Raw genomic sequence first — 18,680 nt, 5'->3', positions numbered from 1 at the left:
GCATGACCGACACCGCAGCCGCCGATCTCGTCTTCACCGGCGGTCCGGTCCACACCGGCTCGCCCGCCCGTTCCCGCGCCACGTCGGTGGCGGTGCGCGGGGAGCACATCGTCGCCGTGGGCCACGACGAGGTACGGGAGTTGATCGGTCCGCGTACCGAAGTCGTGGACCTGGCGGGCAAGTTGCTCGTCCCCGGGTTCCAGGACGCGCACGCCCATCCGGTGGGCGGCGGGATGGAACTGGGCCAGTGCGACCTGAGCGGGCACACCACGCTCGCCGCGTACCGGGAGCGGATCGCCGCGTACGCCAGGGAGCACGCCGGCGCCGAGTGGATCACCGGGGGCGGCTGGGCGATGGAGGCGTTCCCCGGCGGGCTGCCCACGGCCGCCGAGCTGGACGCGCTGGTGCCGGACCGGCCGGTGTACCTGGTGAACCGGGACCACCACGGCGCCTGGGTGAACTCGGTGGCCCTGGAGCGCGCCGGCATCGACGCCCGTACGCCCGATCCGGCCGACGGACGCATCGAACGCGACGCCGACGGACAGCCCACCGGCATGCTCCAGGAGGGCGCGGCGAACCTCGTCGGCCGCCTGCTGCCGCCGGTGACCCGCGCCGAGCTGATCGAGGGCCTGCTGCGCGCGCAGGAGCTGCTGCACTCGCTCGGCATCACCGCGTGGCAGGACGCGCTGCTCGGCGAGCACGCCAACCTCACCGACCCGACCGCCGCCTATCTGGCCTGCGCGGACGACGGGCGGCTGACGGCGCGGGTGGTGGGCGCGCTGTGGTGGGACCGGGCGCGCGGCACCGAGCAGATCGAGGAACTGCTCGCCCGGCGCGCGTCCGGCACCCGGGGGCGGCTGCGCTGCACGAGCGTGAAAATCATGCAGGACGGAGTCGCGGAGAACGGCACGGCGGCCCTCCTCGGCCCCTACCTCGACGGCTGCGGCTGCGCCTCCGACAACAGCGGCATCAGTTTCGTACCGCCCGAGGAGCTGAAGACGTACGTGACCGCGCTCGACGCGCACGGCTTCCAGGTGCACTTCCACGCGCTCGGCGACCGGGCCGTGCGGGAGGCGCTGGACGCGGTGGAGGCGGCGCGCGCGGCGAACGGGCGCAGCGACACCCGCCCGCACCTCGCGCACCTCCAGGTCGTGCACCCCGACGACATCGGCCGGTTCAGGGAGCTGGGGGCGAGCGCGAACATGCAGCCGTTGTGGGCGGCGCACGAGCCGCAGATGGACGAGCTGACGATCCCGTTCCTCGGCGCGGAACGGGCCGGGTGGCAGTACCCGTTCGGGGCGCTGCTGCGGTCGGGGGCGACGCTGGCCGCGGGCAGCGACTGGCCGGTGAGCAGCCCGGACCCGATCGAGGGCATCCATGTGGCGGTCAACCGGGTGCTGCCGGACGCCCCGGCGGGGACGCCGGTGTTCCTGCCGGAGCAGCGGATCGGGCTCGGGGACGCGCTGGCCGCGTACACGGCGGGCAGCGCGTACGTGAACGGCCTCGACGACCGCACCGGCACGGTCACGGCCGGGCACCTGGCGGACCTGGTGGTGCTCGACCGCGACCCGTTCGCGGGGCCGGAGCGGGAGATCGGGGCGACGCGGGTGGAGCAGACGTTCGTGGGCGGGCGGCGGGTGTACGCCAGGGCGTGAGCGGTCCGCGCCCGCCCCTGCGCTCACACCCGGGACTTGTACAGGCCGAACTCCTTGAGGTGGACACTCGCGCGGGCCTGCGTGACGCGCACCCGCCAGCGACGGGCGGTGACCGGGACGGGCAGCGGCAGGACGCGGGCGGCGCCGATGGTGCCGAGCGAGGCGACAGCGGTCCAGGCGCCGTCGACCTCGGCCTCGACGGTGAACGCCTCGACCTGCTGCCCGTGCCGGATGTCCTCGGCGAGCCGGACGCGGTCCACGGCGAGCGGCCTGCCGAGGTCGAGGGTGCGGACCCGGTCGCCGTCGTCGCGGACGCGGGCGCCGCGCGCGAGGTCCTCGGGCAGTTCGGCGCGGACGCGGTCGCGGAACTCCTTGAGCCGGGCGACGTCGGCGGCGGGCAGCAGGCCCTTGGTGTCCGGCGGGACGTTGAGCAGGAGGACGGCTCCGCGGCCCACCGAGCGGAACCAGATGTCGGTCAGTTGCGCGACCGACTTGGGCTGCTGGTCGGCGTGGTAGAACCAGCCGGTCCTGATCGACACGTCGCACTCCGCCGGCCACCACTGGAGGTACGCGGCCTTGGTGCGGGCCTCGGCGAGCGCGTCGCGGCTGCCGTTGTCGGGGGCGTCGTAGGCGAGCGCGTAGTCGTACTTGCCGTTGCCGGTGTCCTTGACGGGGATGACGCTCCACTCGTTCTCGCGGGCCATGCCGCCCTCGTTGCCGACCCAGCGGACATCGGGCCCGGACACGGCGACCGACGCGTTCGGCGCGAGGGCCCTGATCAGCGCGTACCAGCTATCCCAGTCGTACGCCTCGACCTTGTCGGAGGGGATGCGGCCCTGCGCGCCGTCGAACCACACCTCGTCCACGGGCCCGTACTCGGTCAGCACCTCGTAGAGCTGGTTGAGCATGTGCGCGCCGTAGTCGGTGGCGGCGAGCCGGAAGGTGGGCAGGCGCCGCCCGGCCCGGTCGTCGCCGTCGACGAGCGCGGGCACGGTACGGGTGGTGCGGGCGCTGCCGTTGGCGTAGACGCCGTCGAGGTACTGGTTCTCGTCGGCGGGCGAGATGTAGACGCCGACCTTCAGCCCGTACTTGCGCATGGAGTCGGCGAAGGCGCGCAGCACGTCGCCCTTGCCGCCGCGCCAGCTGCTGGAGCGGACGCTGTGCGCGGTGTAGCGGGAGGGGTAGAGCACGAAGCCGTCGTGGTGCTTGACGGTGAGGATCGCCAGCCTGAAGCCGCCGTCGCGCAGGGCCCGGGCCCACTGGTCGGTGTCGAGCCCGCTCGGCTGGAAGACGTCGGGGTCCTCGTCGCCGGTCCCCCATTCGAGCCCGGTGAAGGTGTTGACGCCGAAGTGCAGGAACGCGGTCTGCTCCAGCGCCTGCCAGGCGAGCTGCCGGGGCGTGGGCCGCACCCGCGCGGCCTTGGCGACGAGCTGTTCGGGGGTGTCGTCGGGTGAGACGGGGATACGGAAATGCGGTTCGCCGCCGGTCGTGGGGGCGGGCGGCGCGCCGGGAGCCGTGGCGGGCGGCGCGGCGGCGGCCGGGGCGGTGAGCGCGGGCAGGGCGGTCGCGGTGAGCGCGGCGGTGGCGGTGGCGGCGCCGAGGAGCTGACGTCGATTCAGGGGCATCGGACAGTGATCCCTTCGAGTCGGTCGCGGGGCGCTTCCTCCCGGGGGCGCTCCGGTCATGACATCGGATGGTTCAACGGGATCAGGGAGAGGTCAATAGGTCTTTCGCGCGGTCCACTTGGACATTTGCGCGGGGCGCGGGGGCTTGCCACCCGGAAGCCTCCGATGTATCAGAGGCCGGGGCGGCTCCGGGACGCGGATCACGAGCGGGCCGAACACGCGAGCGGACCGGACACACGAGCGGGCCGGACACACGTGCGCCCGCGCCCCTCGCTGTGAGGGACGCGGGCGTGCGCTTCGGCGCCGGGGGCGCCGGGCTCAGTCGACGCTGGGCAGGATGTGGGGCTCGGCGAGGTCGTCCTCGTACCCGGCGAGCCGGATCGGGGCCGACCGGGCCCACACATCCAGGCTGCCGAGCTTCTCGGGTCGTCGCACGATCCGCTCCGCACGTTCCTTGGGACGCTGTTCACGTTCGGTGGTCTCTGGTGTCACCGCGCACTCCTTGTGTGTCGGGTAACCCGCTCGGCAGGACCGGCCCAGCATCGCGCGGGGCTCCGGTACGCCCGATCGGGCTTGAGTGGAAGGCCAGTTCGGGCGCGGTGGCGCCGGTTGTCGCTGGTGGGATCGGCCGTGGTGACCGGCCTCTCCCCGGACGGAACCATGGGTACGGGTGGGACCCACGTGCGGTAACCGTCCGGCTACAGAGTAACCAAATGAGCGCGGGTCCGCTCGATGGGGTGGAAACCCGCTCGCCCACTGGAGGTCGACAGGTGTTCATTCAGCCACGCGGCCCCCTTGCCGCGCGACTGCTTTTCGCTCCGTGAGACGGCCCGCGCGGCCCGGTCGTCCCCGCCGCCGGGGCGCGTGGGGCGCGGCGGGCCGGAGGGGCGGGCGGGGCGCGGTTCAGGGCGTCGGCGCAGGCCGGGCCGTGTCGATCGCCGGGTCGGGATCGTCGGGCGGGGCCGGGGACGGGCGGGACGTGGTGGCGATCGTGCCGCTCGGGAGAGCCGGGGCGGGCGCCCGCGTCAGCGGTCCCCCGGGCGGCGGCGGGCCCGTCGGGGAGGGCGTCGTGGTCCCGGCCGCCTCCCGGGCGAGGGCGTCGAAGTCCACGTCACCGGTGTGTTCGAGCATCGTGATGTGGTCGAGGACGGTCTGATTGGCGTCGGTGGCCAGTTCTCGTACCAGGGCGTTGCGCGTGGTGTGACGCACCTGTGCGATGGCCGCGAACACTTTCCCGTGCGAGTCACGCAGCAGATTGGCGAACTTCCGCTCGTAGTCCGCGCCGCGCGCCGCCGTCAGCTCGCGCAGCCAGCCCTGCTGCTGGGGGTTCGGCTGGTTCGGGAGTTCCAGGCCGAGCCGGGCGGCGACGAGGCGTACGCGCTGGTCGAGGTCGGTGTGGCCGACGACGAGATGGTCGCCGGCGTCCCGGATCGCCCGCGTCGGCGCCCGCTCCATGGCCTGCTGGCCCGCCGGGATCTCCCACAGCCCGGCGAGCCGCACCTTGACGATCAGATCCCGGTCCGCCGCCGACAGCGGGCCCCAGGGCGTGGCGACGGTCCCGGCGTCGAGGTTCGCCTGCCCGGTGCCCGACCGGTCGGCGTACGACCAGATGGGGAACGCGAGCGCGCCGAGCGTGGCGAGCAGGGCGGCGAGGATGAGGGCGGTGCCGTTGACGCGGCGCAAGCGGGCCTCCCGGAGACCGGCGCGGGGCTCGCCGGGCGGGCGAGCGGTGCAGGGACACCGGGAGGTACGCGTGGGACGGCCGCCGTGTTCAGCGGGCGGCCGGTTTCTCCGCGGCCTCCCCCGCATCGCTCTCGTCGGTGTCGTCGTCCCGGCGCGCGTCGCGGCCGCGGCCGCCCCAGGCGCGGACGACGAGGACCGCGCCGACGACGCCGACGAGGGCGACGAGGGCGACGAGCAGCGCCGCGTCAGGTACTTGATCCCCGACGCCCCGCGCCCACTGCTCGGCGGCGAACGAGTCGTCCACGTCGAGCAGCCCGGGCAGCGCCGTCGTCCCGTCGAACACCAGGAACAGCGTGCCGAGCGCGAGGAAGAACAGACCCGAGGCCAGGGACGTCGAGTGCGCCTCGAACCGCCCGATCCGCACCGGGCGCCCGCGCAGCCAGCGCCGCCGCCCGAGGTCGAACCGGTCCCACAGCAGCGCGAGCAGGAACAGCGGCACCGCCATGCCGAGCGCGTACACGGCCAGCAGGGCACCCCCGTACACCGGATGACCGCCGAGGGCCGCGACCGTGAGGACGCTGCCGAGGATCGGCCCGGCGCAGAACCCGGCGAGGCCGTAGACAGCGCCGAGCGCGTACACGGACAGGGCGCTGGTGGGGCGGATGCGGCCGGACAGTTCGGTCATACGCCGGGAGGCGAAGCCGCGGCCCGCGATCTGGAGGACGCCGAGCGCGATGATCAGCCAGCCGCCGACGGTGACGAGGAGGTCGCGGTTGCCGTAGAAGAAGCGGCCCGCGTAGGAGCCGGCGGCGCCGAGCGGGACGAGGGTCGTGGCGAGCCCGAGGTAGAAGACGCCGGTACGGGCCACCAGCCTCGTCGGGGTGTCGATGGAGTAGGCGAAGAACGCGGGCAGCAGCAGCGCGCTGCACGGGCTGAGCAGCGCGAGCAGCCCGCCGAGGAACGCCGCGAAGTAGCCGATGTCGCTCATCGGCCGCCCTTCGCGTCGGAGGCGGCGCCCGCCTTCGCGTCCGCGATGGCCTGCTCGAAGACCTCGGCGGGCTGGGCGCCCGCGAGGGGCTGCCCGTTCACGAGGAACGAGGGCGTGGAGGTCGCGCCCAGCCCGTACGCCTCCTCCTGGTCCTTGCGGACGGCGGCCCGCGCCTTGTCGCTGTCGCGGTCGCGGCGGAACCGGTCGAGGTCGTCGACGCCCGCCTGCCGCGCGAGGGCGTCGAGGCGGTCCGCGCCGAACCCCTTCTCCTTCGCGCCGTCCGCGTACGCGGCCCGGTGGAACTGCCAGAACCGGCCCTGCTGCCCCGCGGCCCAGCTCGCGCGGGCGGCGGCCTCGGACTCGGCGCCGAAGATCGGGAAGTTGCGCCACTCGATGCGCAGGGTGCCGTCCTCGACGTACTTCTTCACGAGGCCGGGTTCGGTGTCGCGGGCGAACTTGCCGCAGTAGCCGCACTTGAAGTCGGCGTACTCGATGAGCACGACGGGCGCGTCGGCGCGGCCCTGCGCGAGCGGGTCGCCCTTGTCGCGGCGGGCGAGCGCGCTGAGCGCCTTGCTCGCCTCGTCGCCGCCGCGCCCGCCGGCCTCCTGCCCGGACGACGCGGGGCGGGAGTCGGGGCGGGTCGCGGTGTAGGAGACGGTGCCGAGCAGGGCGGCGGCCACGACGACGCCGGCGATCCCGAGGACGAGGGGGCGGCGCTTGGCGGTGGCGGAGGTGTTCTTGGGCATGACGAAGTCGTCCTTGCGTACGGGGAAGCGGTCGGGCGATGACGCGGGTGCGGGCAGGAGAGGGCCCGGGAGCGTCGGCTACACGCGCAGGACGGACAGTTCGACGGGGGTGGGTGGGTCGTGCGGGGGCGGGGCGCGCCCGGCCGGGACCCGCGGCACGAGCGGGTCGAGGACGGCGCAGCCGCCGGCGGCGTGCTCGTGGACGAGGGGCGCGAGCAGTTCGTGCGCGGATCCGGTGCGCGCGGGCACGCCCTGACGGCTGTCGGGTGCGTGCCGGTCCTGCGGGTCGCAACCGGGGGCGACGGGGGCGGTCTTGACCGCGGGGGCGGCCTCGGCGACCGTGGCGGCGTGCGCGGTCCGCGCGTCCGCCGCGCCCTGGCACACGCCGCCCAGCACGGCGACGAGCAGCGTCACCAGCAGGGCGTGGACGGCGGTACGGGACATGCGGGCCATTGTGCCGCACCGGGCGGACGGACCGTTAACGTCCCGTTGACCGGTGCGTCAGGTCCCCATGGTGGGCTGGCGCACGGCAGCACAGGAGCGTCGGGAGGAGCCGTCCATGGAACGCGTCGGGCCGCGCGATGTCGGGGAGTTGATGGCCGTGCTGCGGGCGTGCCGGGGCGCCTGGGACACCCCGGACCGCTCCGGCGACCCGGTCGATCTGCACGACCACGCGCTGCAGACGGCCGCGCTGCTGCGCCGGTCGCGGCCCAGCGACAAGGAGTTGCAGGTCGCCGGTCTCGTGCATGACATCGGGCATCTGCTGTGCCCGGGCGACGACGCGGGTCACGCGCGTCGGGCGGCGGACGCGGTGCGCGGGCTGCTCGGCGAGCGGGTGGCGCGGCTCGTGGAGCTGCACGTCCCGGCGAAGCGGTATCTGGCGGCGGTCGAGCCGGGCCGTGGTCTGTCGGCGCAGAGCGCGCTGACGTTGGACGCGCAGGGCGGGCCGATGACGCCGGAGGAGGTCGCGGAGTTCGCGGCGGACCCGCTGGCCGAGGCGGCCGTCGAGCTGCGACAGGCGGACGACGCGGGCAAGGTCGTCGGCCTGGACGCGGGCGTCCTCGACGACTGGCTTCCGGTGCTTGAACGGGTGGCGGGCATGGCGGGCGCGTACACGCACTGACGGGCGCGTACGCGAGCGGGCGGCGGCACGCGGGTGCGGGCCGCCGCCCCTTCACGCGAGGCGCGGGCGCCGGGTCACCACTTGCCGGGCTCGTAGTCCTTCAGGAAGACGCCGTACACGTCGTCGCCGTGCTCGCCGCGCACGATCGGGTCGTAGACGCGGGCGGCGCCGTCGACCAGGTCGAGCGGGGCGTGGAAGCCCTCCTCGGCGAGCCGCAGCTTGTCGTAGTGCGGGCGCTCGTCGGTGATCCAGCCGGTGTCGACGGACGTCATGAGGATGCCGTCGCTCTGGAACATCTCCTGGGCGCTGGTACGCGTCACCATGTTCATCGCGGCCTTGGCGGCGTTGGTGTTGGGGTGGCCCGCGCCCTTGTAGCCGCGGCCGAAGACGCCCTCCATCGCGGAGACGTTGACGACGTACGCGCGACCGCTCGCCGCCTTCTTCGCGGCGTCCGCCATCGCCGGGCGCAACGCGCTGATCAGGATGAACGGCGCGGTGTAGTTGCAGAGCTGGGTCTCAAGCAGCTCCACCGGGGAGATCTGCTCGATGGTCTGGACCCAGGTGTTGGAGTCGACGACGTCCGGGACGAGGCCGCCCGCGTCGATCGCGGTGCCGTCGAGGTGCCGCTCGACGCTGGCGTTGCCGGCGACGAGGGCGAGGTCGGCGACCTTCTGCGCGTCGAGACCGCTGGTGCCGAGCGGCAGCGCGGCGATGCCGTCGACGGCGCCCGAGTTGAACGCGCCGATGACCGTGTGCGGAGGCAGTTCGCCCGCGGGCAGCGGCGCGCTCTCGCCCTCGACGAGGGCCGCGTAGGCGGAGGGCAGGCGGCGCACGGTCTGCGTGGCGTTGTTGACGAGGATGTCGAGGGGACCTGCCGCGCTGACCTGCTCGGCGAGGGCGACGGCCTGGCCCGGGTCGCGCAGGTCGATGCCGACGACCTCCAGGCGGTGCAGCCACTGCGCGGAGTCCTCCATCGCCTTGAAGCGGCGGATGGCGTCCTTCGGGAAGCGCGTCGTGATGGTCGTGTGGGCGCCGTCCCGCAGCAGCCGCAGCGCGATGTACATGCCGATCTTGGCGCGTCCGCCGGTCAGCAGGGCGCGCTTGCCGGTGAGGTCGGCGCGGGCGTCGCGCTTGGAGCGGTTGACGCGGGCGCAGTCGGGACAGAGCTGGTGGTAGAAGTAGTCGACCTCTACGTAACGGCCCTTGCAGGTGTAGCAGGAGCGCGGGCGCTGGAGTATCCCGGCGATCCGGCCCTCCTCGACCTGCGACGACGGCAGCAGGCCCTCGGTCTCGTCGTCGATGCGCTGGGCCGAGCCGGTCGCGGTGGCCTCGGTGACGGCGCGATCGTGAGCCGTCTTCGCCGCGCGGCGTTCCTGGCGGCGGCGCTGCTTGACCGTGCGGTAGATGCCGGCGGTGGCGCGGCGGACGGTGATCGCGTCCGGGTGGTCGACCTCCAGCTTGTCCAGTTCCTCCAGGACGCTCAGGCAGACGGCGAGGCGGTCGGGGTCGATGCCGGGCCCGTAGACGCCGTCGTCCGGGGTGTCCCGGGACTCGGGGGTCTCCTGCCTCTGCCGGGTCTCCTGGGCGTCCTGGGTGTCCTCGGTGTCCGTGGCCTCGGCGGCCGTGGGGGCCTGATTGTCCTCTGTCACGGTCATCGCCGCTGCTGTTCCTCGTGTCGCTCGTGCCGGGTGCCCTCTGGGGCGTGCGGCTGCCAAAAGGCGGCACCTTACAGGTCTCGGAGCGGTTCCCGCCAGCTCCGGAGGATACGTGGGCGCTGCGCCCCCCACCAAATGGCCTCCGGCCCGGCCCCGGGTCTTTGAGCGGGTGGGGGCTCCACTCGGTGGGAACCCACGACTCTCGCCGTGGCCGATCGCGCGGTTCCCCGCGCCCCTGGGGTGAGTGGGTGGCTCCGGCCGGTGGGTTTCCTCGACTCTCGTCGTGGCTGATCGCGCAGTTCCCCGCGCCCCTAGGTGAGTGGGTGGCTGCGGCCGGTGGGTTTACCTCGACTTTCGTCGTGGCTGGTCGCGCAGTTCCCCGCGCCCCTGGAGGGGCGACTGCGTCGCCACCTCCTCCCCTGGGGAGCTGGGGCGAAGCCCCGCTCCCTCAGGGGCGCGGGGAACTGCGCAACCTCAGCTGCAAGCAGCCTCCGCTGGATGACTCCCTAAGGGGCGCGGGGAACTGCGCAACGTTCAGGTCAGCAGGGGCTCACCCGGAGAACTCCTCAGGGGCGCGGGGAACTGCGCGACCAGCCCCCACCGGCCCGCAGGTGACCACGCACAGGTGTGCCCCCACTGAGGTCAGTGAACGGGCTGGTTCTTGCCGAGGGCGATCACACCGGACCCCGAGACGGTGTACAGCTCCGCGTCACGCACGGGATTGACCCCGATCGTCGCCCCGGCCGGCACCTCCACGTTCTTGTCCAGCACAGCGCCCCGCACGACCGCCCCCCGCCCCACCCGCACATTGTCATGCAGCACGGACCCCTGCACGACAGCGCCGTCATCGACATGCACCCCGGGCGAGAGCACCGACCGCGTCACCTGCCCCCGGATCACACACCCGGGGCTGACGATGGAGTCGGAGGCGATGCCGCCCGCGCAGAACCGGGCCGGCGGCAGTTGTCCCGGATGCGTGTAGATGGGCCAGCGCCGGTTGTCGAGGTTGAACACGGGCGCGTCCGAGATGAGGTCCATATGGGCCTCGTAGTACGCGTCGAGGGTGCCGACGTCCCGCCAGTACCCATGATCCCGCTCCGTCTCGCCGGGCACCCGGTTGCCGTCGAAGTCGTAGAGCTGCGCGACACCGCGCTCGGTGAGCATGGGCAGGATCGAGCCGCCCATGTCGTGCGCGGAGGAGTCGTCCTCGGCGTCCTGGCGCAGCGCGTCGATGAGCGTCTTCGTCGTGAAGACGTAATTGCCCATCGAGGCGAACACCTCGCCGGGGCTCCCCGGCAGCCCCGGCGGATCGGACGGCTTCTCCAGGAACGCGTCGACGCGCGTGCCGTCGCGGGCCGGCGTGATGATGCCGAACGCCGACGCCTGCGCGCGCGGCACCCGGATGCCGGCGACGGTGACGCCCGCGCCGGACTCGATGTGCTGCGCGAGCATCTGGCGCGGGTCCATGCGGTAGACGTGGTCGGCACCGAACACCGCGATGTAGTCGGGCTGTTCGTCGTGGACGAGGTTCAGGGACTGGAGGATCGCGTCGGCGCTGCCGAGGTACCAGCGCGGACCGAGCCGCTGCTGCGCGGGGACGGGTGTGACGTAGTTGCCGAGCAGACTCGACATCCGCCACGTCGTGGTCACATGCCGGTCGAGGGAGTGCGACTTGTACTGCGTGAGCACGCAGATCCGCAGCACGTCCCCGTTGACCAGGTTGGAAAGGACGAAGTCGACCAGGCGGTACGTGCCGCCGAAGGTCACCGCGGGTTTCGCCCGGTCCGCGGTGAGCGGCATCAGCCGCTTGCCCTCCCCTCCCGCCAGTACGATCCCGAGCACCGAAGGCCCACCGCGCATCGCAACCCCCTGTGGTGTGGGCGCACTCAGGCGCCGTCGAGGATCTCCTCGTACACATCGACCGTGCGCCGGGCGACCGCGTCCCAGCCGAACTCCGCGCTCGCCCGCTGTCTGCCCGCCTCGCCCATGCGGCGGGCGGTGGCCGGGTCGCCGACCACCTCGTTCAGCGAGGCGGCGAGCCCCGCCTCGAAGGCGTCCGGGTCGGCCTGCGCGTACGGCACGAGCAGGCCGCTCTCGCCGTGCGCGACGACTTCGGGGATGCCGCCGACCCGGGAGGCGACGACGGCCGTGCCGCAGGCCATCGCCTCCAGATTGACGATGCCCAGCGGCTCGTACACCGAGGGGCACACGAACACCGTGGCGTGCGTGAGGAGTTGGACGACCTCGCCGCGCGGCAGCATCGTCGGGATCCAGTGCACGCCTTCGCGGTGCTGCTTCAACTCGGTGACCAGCTCCCGGAATTCGCGCCCGATCTCCGGGGTGTCCGGCGCCCCCGCGCAGAGCACGAGCTGCACGCCCGGGGCGAGTTCGCGCGCCGCGCGCAGCAGGTGCGGCACGCCCTTCTGGCGGGTGATGCGGCCGACGAACAGGGCGTAGGGGCGCTCCGGGTCGACGCCGAAGCGGCGCAGTACGTCGGTGGCGGGGTCGGCGCGGTACAGGGAGACGTCGATGCCGTTGTGGACGACGCGGACCTTCTTCGGCTCCAGCGCCGGGTAGCAGGCGAGGATGTCGTCGCGCATGGCGCGGGAGACCGCGATGACGCCGTCGGCGGCCTCGATCGCGGTGCGTTCGGCCCAGGCCGACAGCGCGTAACCGCCGCCGAGCTGTTCGGCCTTCCAGGGGCGCAGCGGCTCCAGGGAGTGGGCGGTCATCACGTGCGGGATGCCGAGGTGGAGCGCGCCGAGATGGCCGGCGAGGCTCGTGTACCAGGTGTGGGAGTGCACCAGTTCGCGGCCGGAGAGGGCCGCCGCCATGGACAGGTCGACGGAGAGGGTGCGCAGCGCGTCGTTGGCGCCGTCGAGCGCGGGCCAGGCGCGATGGCGGCGCACGCCGTCGCCCGAACCCTCGCCCCAGGTGTGCACCGTGAGGTCGACGAGGGGGCGCAACTCCCTTGCCAGGAACTCGACATGGACTCCGGCGCCGCCGTAGACGTCCGGCGGATACTCCCTGGTCAGCAGTCCCACTCGCACGCGCGGCCCCCGTCGTCGCTCGCCACCACCGACCCAGGCGTTTCTGTCCTCGTGTCGCCCTTGCATGGTCACCCATGAAGGGCCCGCGCGAAAGAGTGCGTACGGCACGAGGCGTGGGATCCGCCCCTGAGGTACCCGTCCACGGGATGACACCGGCCGGGGCGTACTCCATACGGAGTACGGCGCGATGCCTGCTCAGGTCGGACGACAAGACCGCGCCGGCGAGAGATCGTGGAGGTATGGAACCCGTGAGCGCTGCGCGCCGCACCCGGAGGGCCGCCGGATGAGTGCCCTGGCACTGGCGGTGCTGCTCTCCCTCGTCTCCGCGGTCGCGTACGCGGGCGGCGCCATCGTGCAGGAGCGCGTGGCGCAGACCTCGCCCGCCACGGCGTACGCGCCGCTGCGCAGGCCCGCCTGGTGGGGCGCGGGTGGCCTGAACGGGCTGGGCGCGCTGCTGCACGTCGTGGCCCTCGCGTTCGGCCCGCTGAGCCTCGTGCAGCCGCTCGGGGCGCTGACGATCGTGCTGGCGCTACCGATGGCGGCGCTGTTGGTGGGGCGCAGGGCGGGGGCGACGGCCTGGCGCGGGGCGATCATGGCGGCGGTCGGGCTCGCGGGTCTGCTGGCGCTGACCAGGCAGGCGGCGGAGACCGCGCTCGACGGGCCGGAGCGGCTGGTGGTCGGCCTGGTCACGGCCGGCGGGGTGCTGCTGCTGATGACGTCGGCGCGGGCCGCGCACCGGCATCCGGCGGTGCGGGCGGTGCTGCTCGCCACGGCGTCGGGCGGCGCGTTCGGCATGGCGTCGGTGTTCACGAAGTCCGTGACCGTGGACTGGGCGGGCAGTCCCTTCGAGCAGATCGGCAGCCTGCTGGCCATCGCGGGCCTCGCGGCGACCGGCGTGCTGCTGTCGCAGGCGTCCTACCGGGGTGCGGGTCTCGCGGCGCCGCTGGCGACGGCGACCGTGGTGAACCCGCTGGTGGCGGCGGCCGTGGGCCTGACGCTGTTCGGGGAGACGTTCCGGCACGGCACGATCGGCACGGTCCTCGCGCTGGGCTGCGGGGTCGTGGCGGCGGGCGGCCTGATCCTGCTGACGACGGAGCGGCTCGCGTCCGGCGCGATGACCGGCCCGGACGCCGGGCGGACCGCGGGCGCCCCGTCCGTCGTCGCCCAGGGCGGCGCCCCGGCGCCCCGCGTGCCGGACAGCCCGGCGGCCCTGGACGGTGTGCGCGCGTGCCCCGGGCCGCCTCCGCCGCACGACGGGCGCCCGGTCGGCCCCCGTCGTTGCTGAGCGACCGGCGCGGGGCACCTGCCTCGCTCCGGGTACGTCAGACGCGTACGCCGTGCGCCCGCAGATACGCCAGCGGGTCCACGTCGCTGCCGAACCCGGGGCCCGTACGGATCTCGAAGTGCAGGTGCGGGCCCGTGCTGTTGCCGGTGGAGCCGGAGCGGGCGATGCGCTGGCCGGGCACGACGCGCTGGCCGGCCCGTACGGAGAGCGCGGAGAGGTGCCCGTACTGGCTGTAGCGGCCGTCGCCGTGCTTGATGACGATCTCGTAGCCGTACGAGCCGCCCCAGCCCGCCGAGACGACCTGGCCCGCGGCGACGGCCTTGACGGAGGTGCCGGTGGGGACCGCGAAGTCGACGCCGGTGTGGTAGCCCTTCGACCAGAGCGCGCCGGCCGCGTGGTACGGGGTGCCGAGCGGCGCCGTGACGGGCGCGACGACTCCGTGGGCGCTCGGCGCGGACGCCGGTTTCGGCGAGGCCTTGTGCGGGGCCTGGTGGTGCGGTGCGGGCTTGGGGGCCGCCTTGTGCGGGGCCTGCTTGTGCGGGGCGGGCGCGGTTCTCTTGGGCGCAGGCTTCGCCGCCCGCTCGCGCCGCGGGGTCCGCTCGGTGACGCGGGTCTCGGGCACGCTGAGCCGCTGACCGGGGACGATGAGGTCGGGGTCGGCGCCGACGGTGGCGCGGTTGGCGGCGTACAGGTTCTGCCAGCCGCCGGGCACCTCGCGGGTCTCGGCGATGCCGGAGAGGGTGTCGCCGCGGATCACGGTGTACATCTCGCCCCGGCCGGCCGCGGACTGCGGGATGACTTCGGGCTTGACGCTGCGGGGCGTGGCGCGGGGCGCCGGCTTCTTCGCGGTGGCCGCGCGCTCGGCCGTCCGGTGCTCGGACCCGCCGGAGCGCGGCCGTACGTCGTTGCCGGCGCCGCCCGTCTTGGTGAGTCCCGCGCGCTGGGAGCAGACCGGCCAGGCGCCGGGGCCCTGGCCCGCGAGGACCTTCTCGGCGACGGCGATCTGTTCGGCGCGGGTGGCGAGGTCGGCGCGCGGCGCGTACGCGGTGCCGCCGTACGCGGCCCAGGTCGAGCGGGTGAACTGGAGGCCGCCGAAGAAGCCGTTGCCGCTGTTGACGCTCCAGTTGCCGGTGGACTCGCACGCGGCGACCTTGTTCCAGGTGGCCTGGTCGGCGGCGTGCGCCGGGCTCGCCCCGATGAGCGGGATGGCCATGCCGGCGCCGCCGATGGTGACGGTGAGCGAGGCACGGTTGACCCGGCTGGGCTGATACCGGCGATGCCGGCCGCGTAACGCCATGAAAGCCCCCTCAGGCTCCGTAGGAGCGGCAAAGTAGCGGCTCCTACGGAGTCATGACAAGAGTGGCTTCGGCCACCGTGGCGGGTTTCAGCCCTTGAGGTGGGCGGGGAGCCAGCGCAGTTGCACGGCCCGCTGGAAGGGCCCGCCGCCCTCGTGGTCGTTGAACGCGTACACCTCCATGGACCGCTCCGGACCAGCCCAGTGGTTGTACGCGGCGAACACCGTGGAGGGCGGGCAGGTGAGGTCTTCGAGGGCCACGGAGAACAAGGCGGGGGCGGTGGCGCGGGCCGCGAAATTCATGCCGTCGAAGTACGACAGTGTCCGGAAGACGCGCTCGTCCTCGCCGATGTGGGCCTGGAGGTAGAGGCCGATCTCGCGGTACGGGAGGCGGTCGGTGAGGGTGGCGGCGCGCTCGAAGTGGCACAGGAACGGCACGTCGGCCGCGACCGCGGCGAGGTCGGGGACGAGCCCGGCGACGGCAAGGCTGATGCCGCCGCCCTGGCTGCCGCCGGTCACGGCCACCCGGGAGGCGTCCACGAGCGGGTGCGTACGGGCGGCGGCGACGGCGCGCACCCCGTCGGTGTAGACGCGGCGGTAGTAGTGGTCGTGCGGGTCGCGGATGCCTCGGGTCAGGAACCCGGGGACGGCGGGGCCGCTGCCCACGGGGTCGGGGGTGTCGCCGACCGTGCCGCCGCTGCCCTGGCCCCTGGTGTCCATCACGAAGTGCGCGTATCCGGCCGCGGCCCAGGTCAGATGGGTGTGGGGCAGGCCGCGTCCGCCGCCGTAACCGATGTACTCGACGACCGCGGGCAGCGGCTCGGTGGCGCCGGCGGGCAGGACCAGCCAGCCCTTCACGGGATGCCCGCCGAAGCCCGCGTACGTAACGTCGAAGACGTCCACCGCGGTGAGCGGGACGTCGACCGGCTCGAAACGCGCGTCGAGGTCGTGCCGCCCGGCCTCGGCGAGGGTCTTCTCCCAGAAGGAGTCGAAGTCGTCGGGGGCCGTCGACGAGGGCGTGTAGCGGCGCAGTTCGTCGAGCGGCAGATCGAAGTGAGGCATGCGCGGCTCCGGATACGTAGAGAGGTCACGGCAGGCCGCCCCGGGCGGGGCGACCTTCACGCTACGCCCCGCCGCGTCAGAACTGAACAAGATCGTTCATTCCCAGAGCAGGAGCGACAGGTATGACCACATCAGCGCAGACCGGAGCGGCCGGCGACGGCCCCCGCGGCTCCGCCCAGATCGGTGTCACGGGGCTGGCCGTCATGGGCCGCAACCTCGCCCGCAACTTCGCGCGCAACGGCTACACGGTCGCCCTCCACAACCGCACCGCCGCGCGCACCCGCGCCCTCGTCTCGGACTTCGGCCACGAGGGCAGCTTCGTACCGGCCGAGACCGCCGAGGAGTTCGTCGCCGCGCTGGAGCGTCCGCGCCGGGTCGTCGTCATGGTGAAGGCGGGCGAGCCGACGGACGCGGTGATCCGCGAGTTCGCGCCGCTCCTCGAGCCCGGCGACATGATCGTCGACGGCGGCAACGCGCACTTCGCGGACACCCGGCGCCGCGAGCGCGACCTGCGGGAGCTGGGCATCCACTTCGTCGGCACCGGCGTCTCCGGCGGCGAGGAGGGCGCGCTGAACGGGCCGAGCATCATGCCCGGCGGCAGCGTCGAGTCGTACGCGGCGCTCGGGCCGATGCTGGAGCGGATCGCCGCGAAGGCCAAGGACGGCGCCCCGTGCGTCACGCACGTCGGCCCGGACGGCGCGGGGCACTTCGTGAAGATGGTCCACAACGGCATCGAGTACGCCGACATGCAACTCATCGGCGAGGCCTACCAGTTGCTGCGCGATGTCGCCGGGTACTCCCCCGACCGGATCGCGGACGTCTTCCGCGTCTGGAACGAGGGGCGGCTCGACTCCTACCTCATCGAGATCACCGCCGAGGTGCTGTCCCACGTGGACGCGGCCACCGGCAAGCCGTTCGTGGACGTGGTCCAGGACCGCGCCGAGCAGAAGGGCACCGGCCGCTGGACCGTGCAGATCGCCCTCGACCTCGGCGTGCCGGTGTCGGGGATCGCGGAGGCGGTGTTCGCGCGGTCGCTGTCCGGGCACGCCGATCTGCGCGAGGCGGCGGCCGGGCTGACCGGGCCCCGGCCGCGTACGCACAAGATGGACGAGGGGCAGGCCGCCGCGTTCGCGGGCCGCGTCGAACAGGCCCTGTACGCCTCGAAGATCGTGTCGTACACGCAGGGCTTCCACGAGATCGCCGCGGGCAGCGCCGCGTACGACTGGGACATCGACGCGGGCGCGGTCGCCCGGATCTGGCGCGGCGGCTGCATCATCAGGGCCGCGTTCCTCGACCGGATCACCGCCGCCTACGAGCACGACCCGCACCTGGTCTCGCTCCTGTCCGACAAGGGCTTCGCCGCGGAGATCGGCGCGGCGCAGGACGACTGGCGGGACGTCCTGGTGGCGGCGACCACGGCGGGCGTGCCCACGCCCGGCTTCGCGGCGGCACTCGCGTACTACGACGCGCTGCGCGCGAAGCGGCTCCCGGCCGCGCTGACGCAGGGCCAGCGGGACTACTTCGGCGCGCACACCTACCGGCGCGTCGACCGGGAGGGGACGTTCCACACGCTGTGGGGCGGCGACCGCACCGAGGTCGAGGCGTAACCACCCCGACGCGCGCCGGGCCCGTACCGCCGAAGGAGTGGCGGTACGGGCCCGGACGTGTGCGCCTGCGCGCTACGCGGGGGACGGCTCGGGTTCCGGCGCCGGGGGTTCCGGCTCCGGCTGGGGCGCCGGCGGCACCGGGGACGGCTGCGGCCCCGGCGGGACCGGAGACGGCTCGGGGCCCGGCGGGACCGGAGACGGCGAGGGCTCCGGCACGGGCCGGGGCACCGGCGTCGGATAGGGGTCCGGCAGCGGGCCCGGATCGGGCCGGTCGGGGCCCGGCCCCGGGCCCGGGGTCGGGCTCGGCGGGACGGGGTCGGGGAACGGTTGGGTCATGGTGGTTCCTCCAGCGGTTCGGAGGGGAGCCTTCCCACTCTCTCCCCGCTCGCGTGCCCACGCCCGCCGAGTCCACGCCCCCGTCCCCCGCGCGGCGGTCCGGTCAGTCGTCCGTACGGGTGAGACGGACGACGGGGATGTCCCGGCTGGTCTTCTCCTGGTACTCCGCGTACGGCGGGAAGATCTCGACCAGCGAGTCCCAGACCCGGGCCTTCTCCTCGGAGGAGAGGGTCTCGGCGCGGGCCGCGAACCGCTCGGTGCCCACACGCAGCCGCACATCGGGCTCGTCACGCAGGTTCACGTACCACTGCGGGTGCTTCTCGGCGCCGCCGTACGAGGCGACGATCAGGTAGTCGTCGCCGTCCCGCCCGTAGATGAGCACGGTGCGCCGCCACTGGCCGCTCTTGCGGCCCTTGTAGTCGAGCAGCAGGCAGGGCGCGCCCTGGATCGTGGTGCCTCGGGTGCCGCCGGACTCCTCGTACGCGCGGGCCTGTTCGGCGACCCATCCGGTGGGGCTGATGACGACATCGCTGTCGGTCACGGGGTTCCTCCCGGTCGAAGGTGCGCTGCG

Annotated in this window: 16 protein-coding genes; 4 read left to right on the top strand and 12 right to left on the bottom strand. The window is 73.8% G+C overall.

Annotated features, from left to right (window positions below; all coding sequences use genetic code 11):
• The first annotated feature begins 2 nt into the window (after positions 1-2).
• Positions 3-1,655 carry an amidohydrolase gene (locus tag ACZ7LY_RS18120; RefSeq protein WP_471625601.1) on the top strand — a complete coding sequence of 551 codons (1,653 nt, stop codon included), beginning with the start codon at positions 3-5 and terminating at the stop codon, positions 1,653-1,655.
• Positions 1,656-1,678: 23 nt separating this feature from the next.
• Here the strand turns inward: ACZ7LY_RS18120 and ACZ7LY_RS18115 are convergent, their stop codons facing one another.
• From ACZ7LY_RS18115 to ACZ7LY_RS18090, 6 genes are all read right to left on the bottom strand, one after another.
• Positions 1,679-3,280 carry an alpha-L-fucosidase gene (locus tag ACZ7LY_RS18115; RefSeq protein ID WP_471625600.1) on the bottom strand — a complete coding sequence of 534 codons (1,602 nt, stop codon included), beginning with the start codon at positions 3,278-3,280 and terminating at the stop codon, positions 1,679-1,681.
• Between the two features lie 318 nt (positions 3,281-3,598).
• A complete protein-coding gene (locus ACZ7LY_RS18110) occupies positions 3,599-3,772 on the bottom strand; it encodes a hypothetical protein (RefSeq protein ID WP_471625599.1) in 174 nt (57 codons plus the stop codon).
• Positions 3,773-4,183: 411 nt separating this feature from the next.
• Entirely contained in the window at positions 4,184-4,963 is a 780-nt protein-coding gene (locus ACZ7LY_RS18105) for a DUF4142 domain-containing protein (RefSeq protein ID WP_471625598.1), read from the bottom strand.
• An 88-nt stretch (positions 4,964-5,051) separates the two neighbouring features.
• Positions 5,052-5,951 carry a cytochrome c biogenesis CcdA family protein gene (locus ACZ7LY_RS18100; protein WP_471625597.1) on the bottom strand — a complete coding sequence of 300 codons (900 nt, stop codon included), beginning with the start codon at positions 5,949-5,951 and terminating at the stop codon, positions 5,052-5,054.
• Entirely contained in the window at positions 5,948-6,697 is a 750-nt protein-coding gene (locus ACZ7LY_RS18095; protein WP_471625596.1) for a DsbA family protein, read from the bottom strand. Before ACZ7LY_RS18095 ends, ACZ7LY_RS18100 begins: the two co-directional genes overlap by 4 nt.
• Before the next feature lie 78 nt (positions 6,698-6,775).
• Entirely contained in the window at positions 6,776-7,141 is a 366-nt protein-coding gene (locus ACZ7LY_RS18090) for a hypothetical protein (RefSeq protein ID WP_471625595.1), read from the bottom strand.
• 115 nt (positions 7,142-7,256) lie between these two features.
• On the opposite strand from ACZ7LY_RS18090, the gene ACZ7LY_RS18085 reads away from it, so the two are divergent.
• Positions 7,257-7,820: an HD domain-containing protein gene (locus tag ACZ7LY_RS18085; protein ID WP_471625594.1), complete on the top strand. Its 564-nt coding sequence runs from the start codon at positions 7,257-7,259 to the stop codon at positions 7,818-7,820.
• Positions 7,821-7,894: 74 nt separating this feature from the next.
• Here ACZ7LY_RS18085 and ACZ7LY_RS18080 read toward each other — a convergent pair whose 3' ends face one another.
• The 3 genes from ACZ7LY_RS18080 to glgA all read right to left on the bottom strand — a co-directional run bounded on the left by ACZ7LY_RS18080 (position 7,895) and on the right by glgA (position 12,525).
• Complete coding sequence (locus ACZ7LY_RS18080) at positions 7,895-9,475, bottom strand: SDR family NAD(P)-dependent oxidoreductase (RefSeq protein ID WP_471625593.1); 1,581 nt, start codon at positions 9,473-9,475, stop codon at positions 7,895-7,897.
• Between the two features lie 642 nt (positions 9,476-10,117).
• A complete protein-coding gene (gene glgC, locus ACZ7LY_RS18075) occupies positions 10,118-11,335 on the bottom strand; it encodes a glucose-1-phosphate adenylyltransferase (RefSeq protein WP_471625592.1) in 1,218 nt (405 codons plus the stop codon).
• Positions 11,336-11,361: 26 nt separating this feature from the next.
• On the bottom strand, positions 11,362-12,525 hold the full coding sequence (gene glgA, locus ACZ7LY_RS18070) for a glycogen synthase (RefSeq protein WP_471625591.1): 1,164 nt from the start codon (positions 12,523-12,525) through the stop codon (positions 11,362-11,364).
• A gap of 283 nt (positions 12,526-12,808) precedes the next feature.
• On the opposite strand from glgA, the gene ACZ7LY_RS18065 reads away from it, so the two are divergent.
• Positions 12,809-13,810 carry a DMT family transporter gene (locus ACZ7LY_RS18065; protein ID WP_471625590.1) on the top strand — a complete coding sequence of 334 codons (1,002 nt, stop codon included), beginning with the start codon at positions 12,809-12,811 and terminating at the stop codon, positions 13,808-13,810.
• A gap of 37 nt (positions 13,811-13,847) precedes the next feature.
• Here the strand turns inward: ACZ7LY_RS18065 and ACZ7LY_RS18060 are convergent, their stop codons facing one another.
• Both ACZ7LY_RS18060 and ACZ7LY_RS18055 read right to left on the bottom strand, forming a co-directional pair.
• Entirely contained in the window at positions 13,848-15,107 is a 1,260-nt protein-coding gene (locus ACZ7LY_RS18060) for a transglycosylase family protein (RefSeq protein WP_471625589.1), read from the bottom strand.
• A gap of 87 nt (positions 15,108-15,194) precedes the next feature.
• The gene (locus ACZ7LY_RS18055; protein ID WP_471625588.1) at positions 15,195-16,166 is read right to left on the bottom strand and encodes an acetylxylan esterase; all 972 of its coding nucleotides are present in this window, start codon (positions 16,164-16,166) and stop codon (positions 15,195-15,197) included.
• Between the two features lie 122 nt (positions 16,167-16,288).
• Between ACZ7LY_RS18055 and gndA the strand changes: the two genes are divergently transcribed.
• Positions 16,289-17,773, top strand: coding sequence for an NADP-dependent phosphogluconate dehydrogenase (gndA, locus tag ACZ7LY_RS18050; protein WP_471625587.1), 1,485 nt, complete (start codon positions 16,289-16,291; stop codon positions 17,771-17,773).
• A 439-nt stretch (positions 17,774-18,212) separates the two neighbouring features.
• Here gndA and ACZ7LY_RS18045 read toward each other — a convergent pair whose 3' ends face one another.
• A complete protein-coding gene (locus ACZ7LY_RS18045; RefSeq protein WP_471625586.1) occupies positions 18,213-18,650 on the bottom strand; it encodes a nitroreductase family deazaflavin-dependent oxidoreductase in 438 nt (145 codons plus the stop codon).
• Positions 18,651-18,680: the final 30 nt, after the last annotated feature.

It is taken from the genome of Streptomyces sp. NPDC107550, from assembly GCF_055639095.1.
This window is presented reverse-complemented; position numbering and strand designations above follow the sequence as displayed.

What these genes read in the sequence shown, in the direction of transcription:
- ACZ7LY_RS18120 (WP_471625601.1), top strand. Translation starts at nt 3, where the DNA reads ATGACCGACACCGCAGCCGCCGATCTCGTCTTCACCGGCGGTCCGGTC.
- ACZ7LY_RS18115 (WP_471625600.1), bottom strand. Translation starts at nt 3,280, where the DNA reads ATGCCCCTGAATCGACGTCAGCTCCTCGGCGCCGCCACCGCCACCGCC.
- ACZ7LY_RS18100 (WP_471625597.1), bottom strand. Translation starts at nt 5,951, where the DNA reads ATGAGCGACATCGGCTACTTCGCGGCGTTCCTCGGCGGGCTGCTCGCG.
- ACZ7LY_RS18095 (WP_471625596.1), bottom strand. Translation starts at nt 6,697, where the DNA reads ATGCCCAAGAACACCTCCGCCACCGCCAAGCGCCGCCCCCTCGTCCTC.
- ACZ7LY_RS18090 (WP_471625595.1), bottom strand. Translation starts at nt 7,141, where the DNA reads ATGTCCCGTACCGCCGTCCACGCCCTGCTGGTGACGCTGCTCGTCGCC.
- ACZ7LY_RS18085 (WP_471625594.1), top strand. Translation starts at nt 7,257, where the DNA reads ATGGAACGCGTCGGGCCGCGCGATGTCGGGGAGTTGATGGCCGTGCTG.
- ACZ7LY_RS18080 (WP_471625593.1), bottom strand. Translation starts at nt 9,475, where the DNA reads ATGACCGTGACAGAGGACAATCAGGCCCCCACGGCCGCCGAGGCCACG.
- glgC (WP_471625592.1), bottom strand. Translation starts at nt 11,335, where the DNA reads ATGCGCGGTGGGCCTTCGGTGCTCGGGATCGTACTGGCGGGAGGGGAG.
- ACZ7LY_RS18065 (WP_471625590.1), top strand. Translation starts at nt 12,809, where the DNA reads ATGAGTGCCCTGGCACTGGCGGTGCTGCTCTCCCTCGTCTCCGCGGTC.
- ACZ7LY_RS18060 (WP_471625589.1), bottom strand. Translation starts at nt 15,107, where the DNA reads ATGGCGTTACGCGGCCGGCATCGCCGGTATCAGCCCAGCCGGGTCAAC.
- ACZ7LY_RS18055 (WP_471625588.1), bottom strand. Translation starts at nt 16,166, where the DNA reads ATGCCTCACTTCGATCTGCCGCTCGACGAACTGCGCCGCTACACGCCC.
- gndA (WP_471625587.1), top strand. Translation starts at nt 16,289, where the DNA reads ATGACCACATCAGCGCAGACCGGAGCGGCCGGCGACGGCCCCCGCGGC.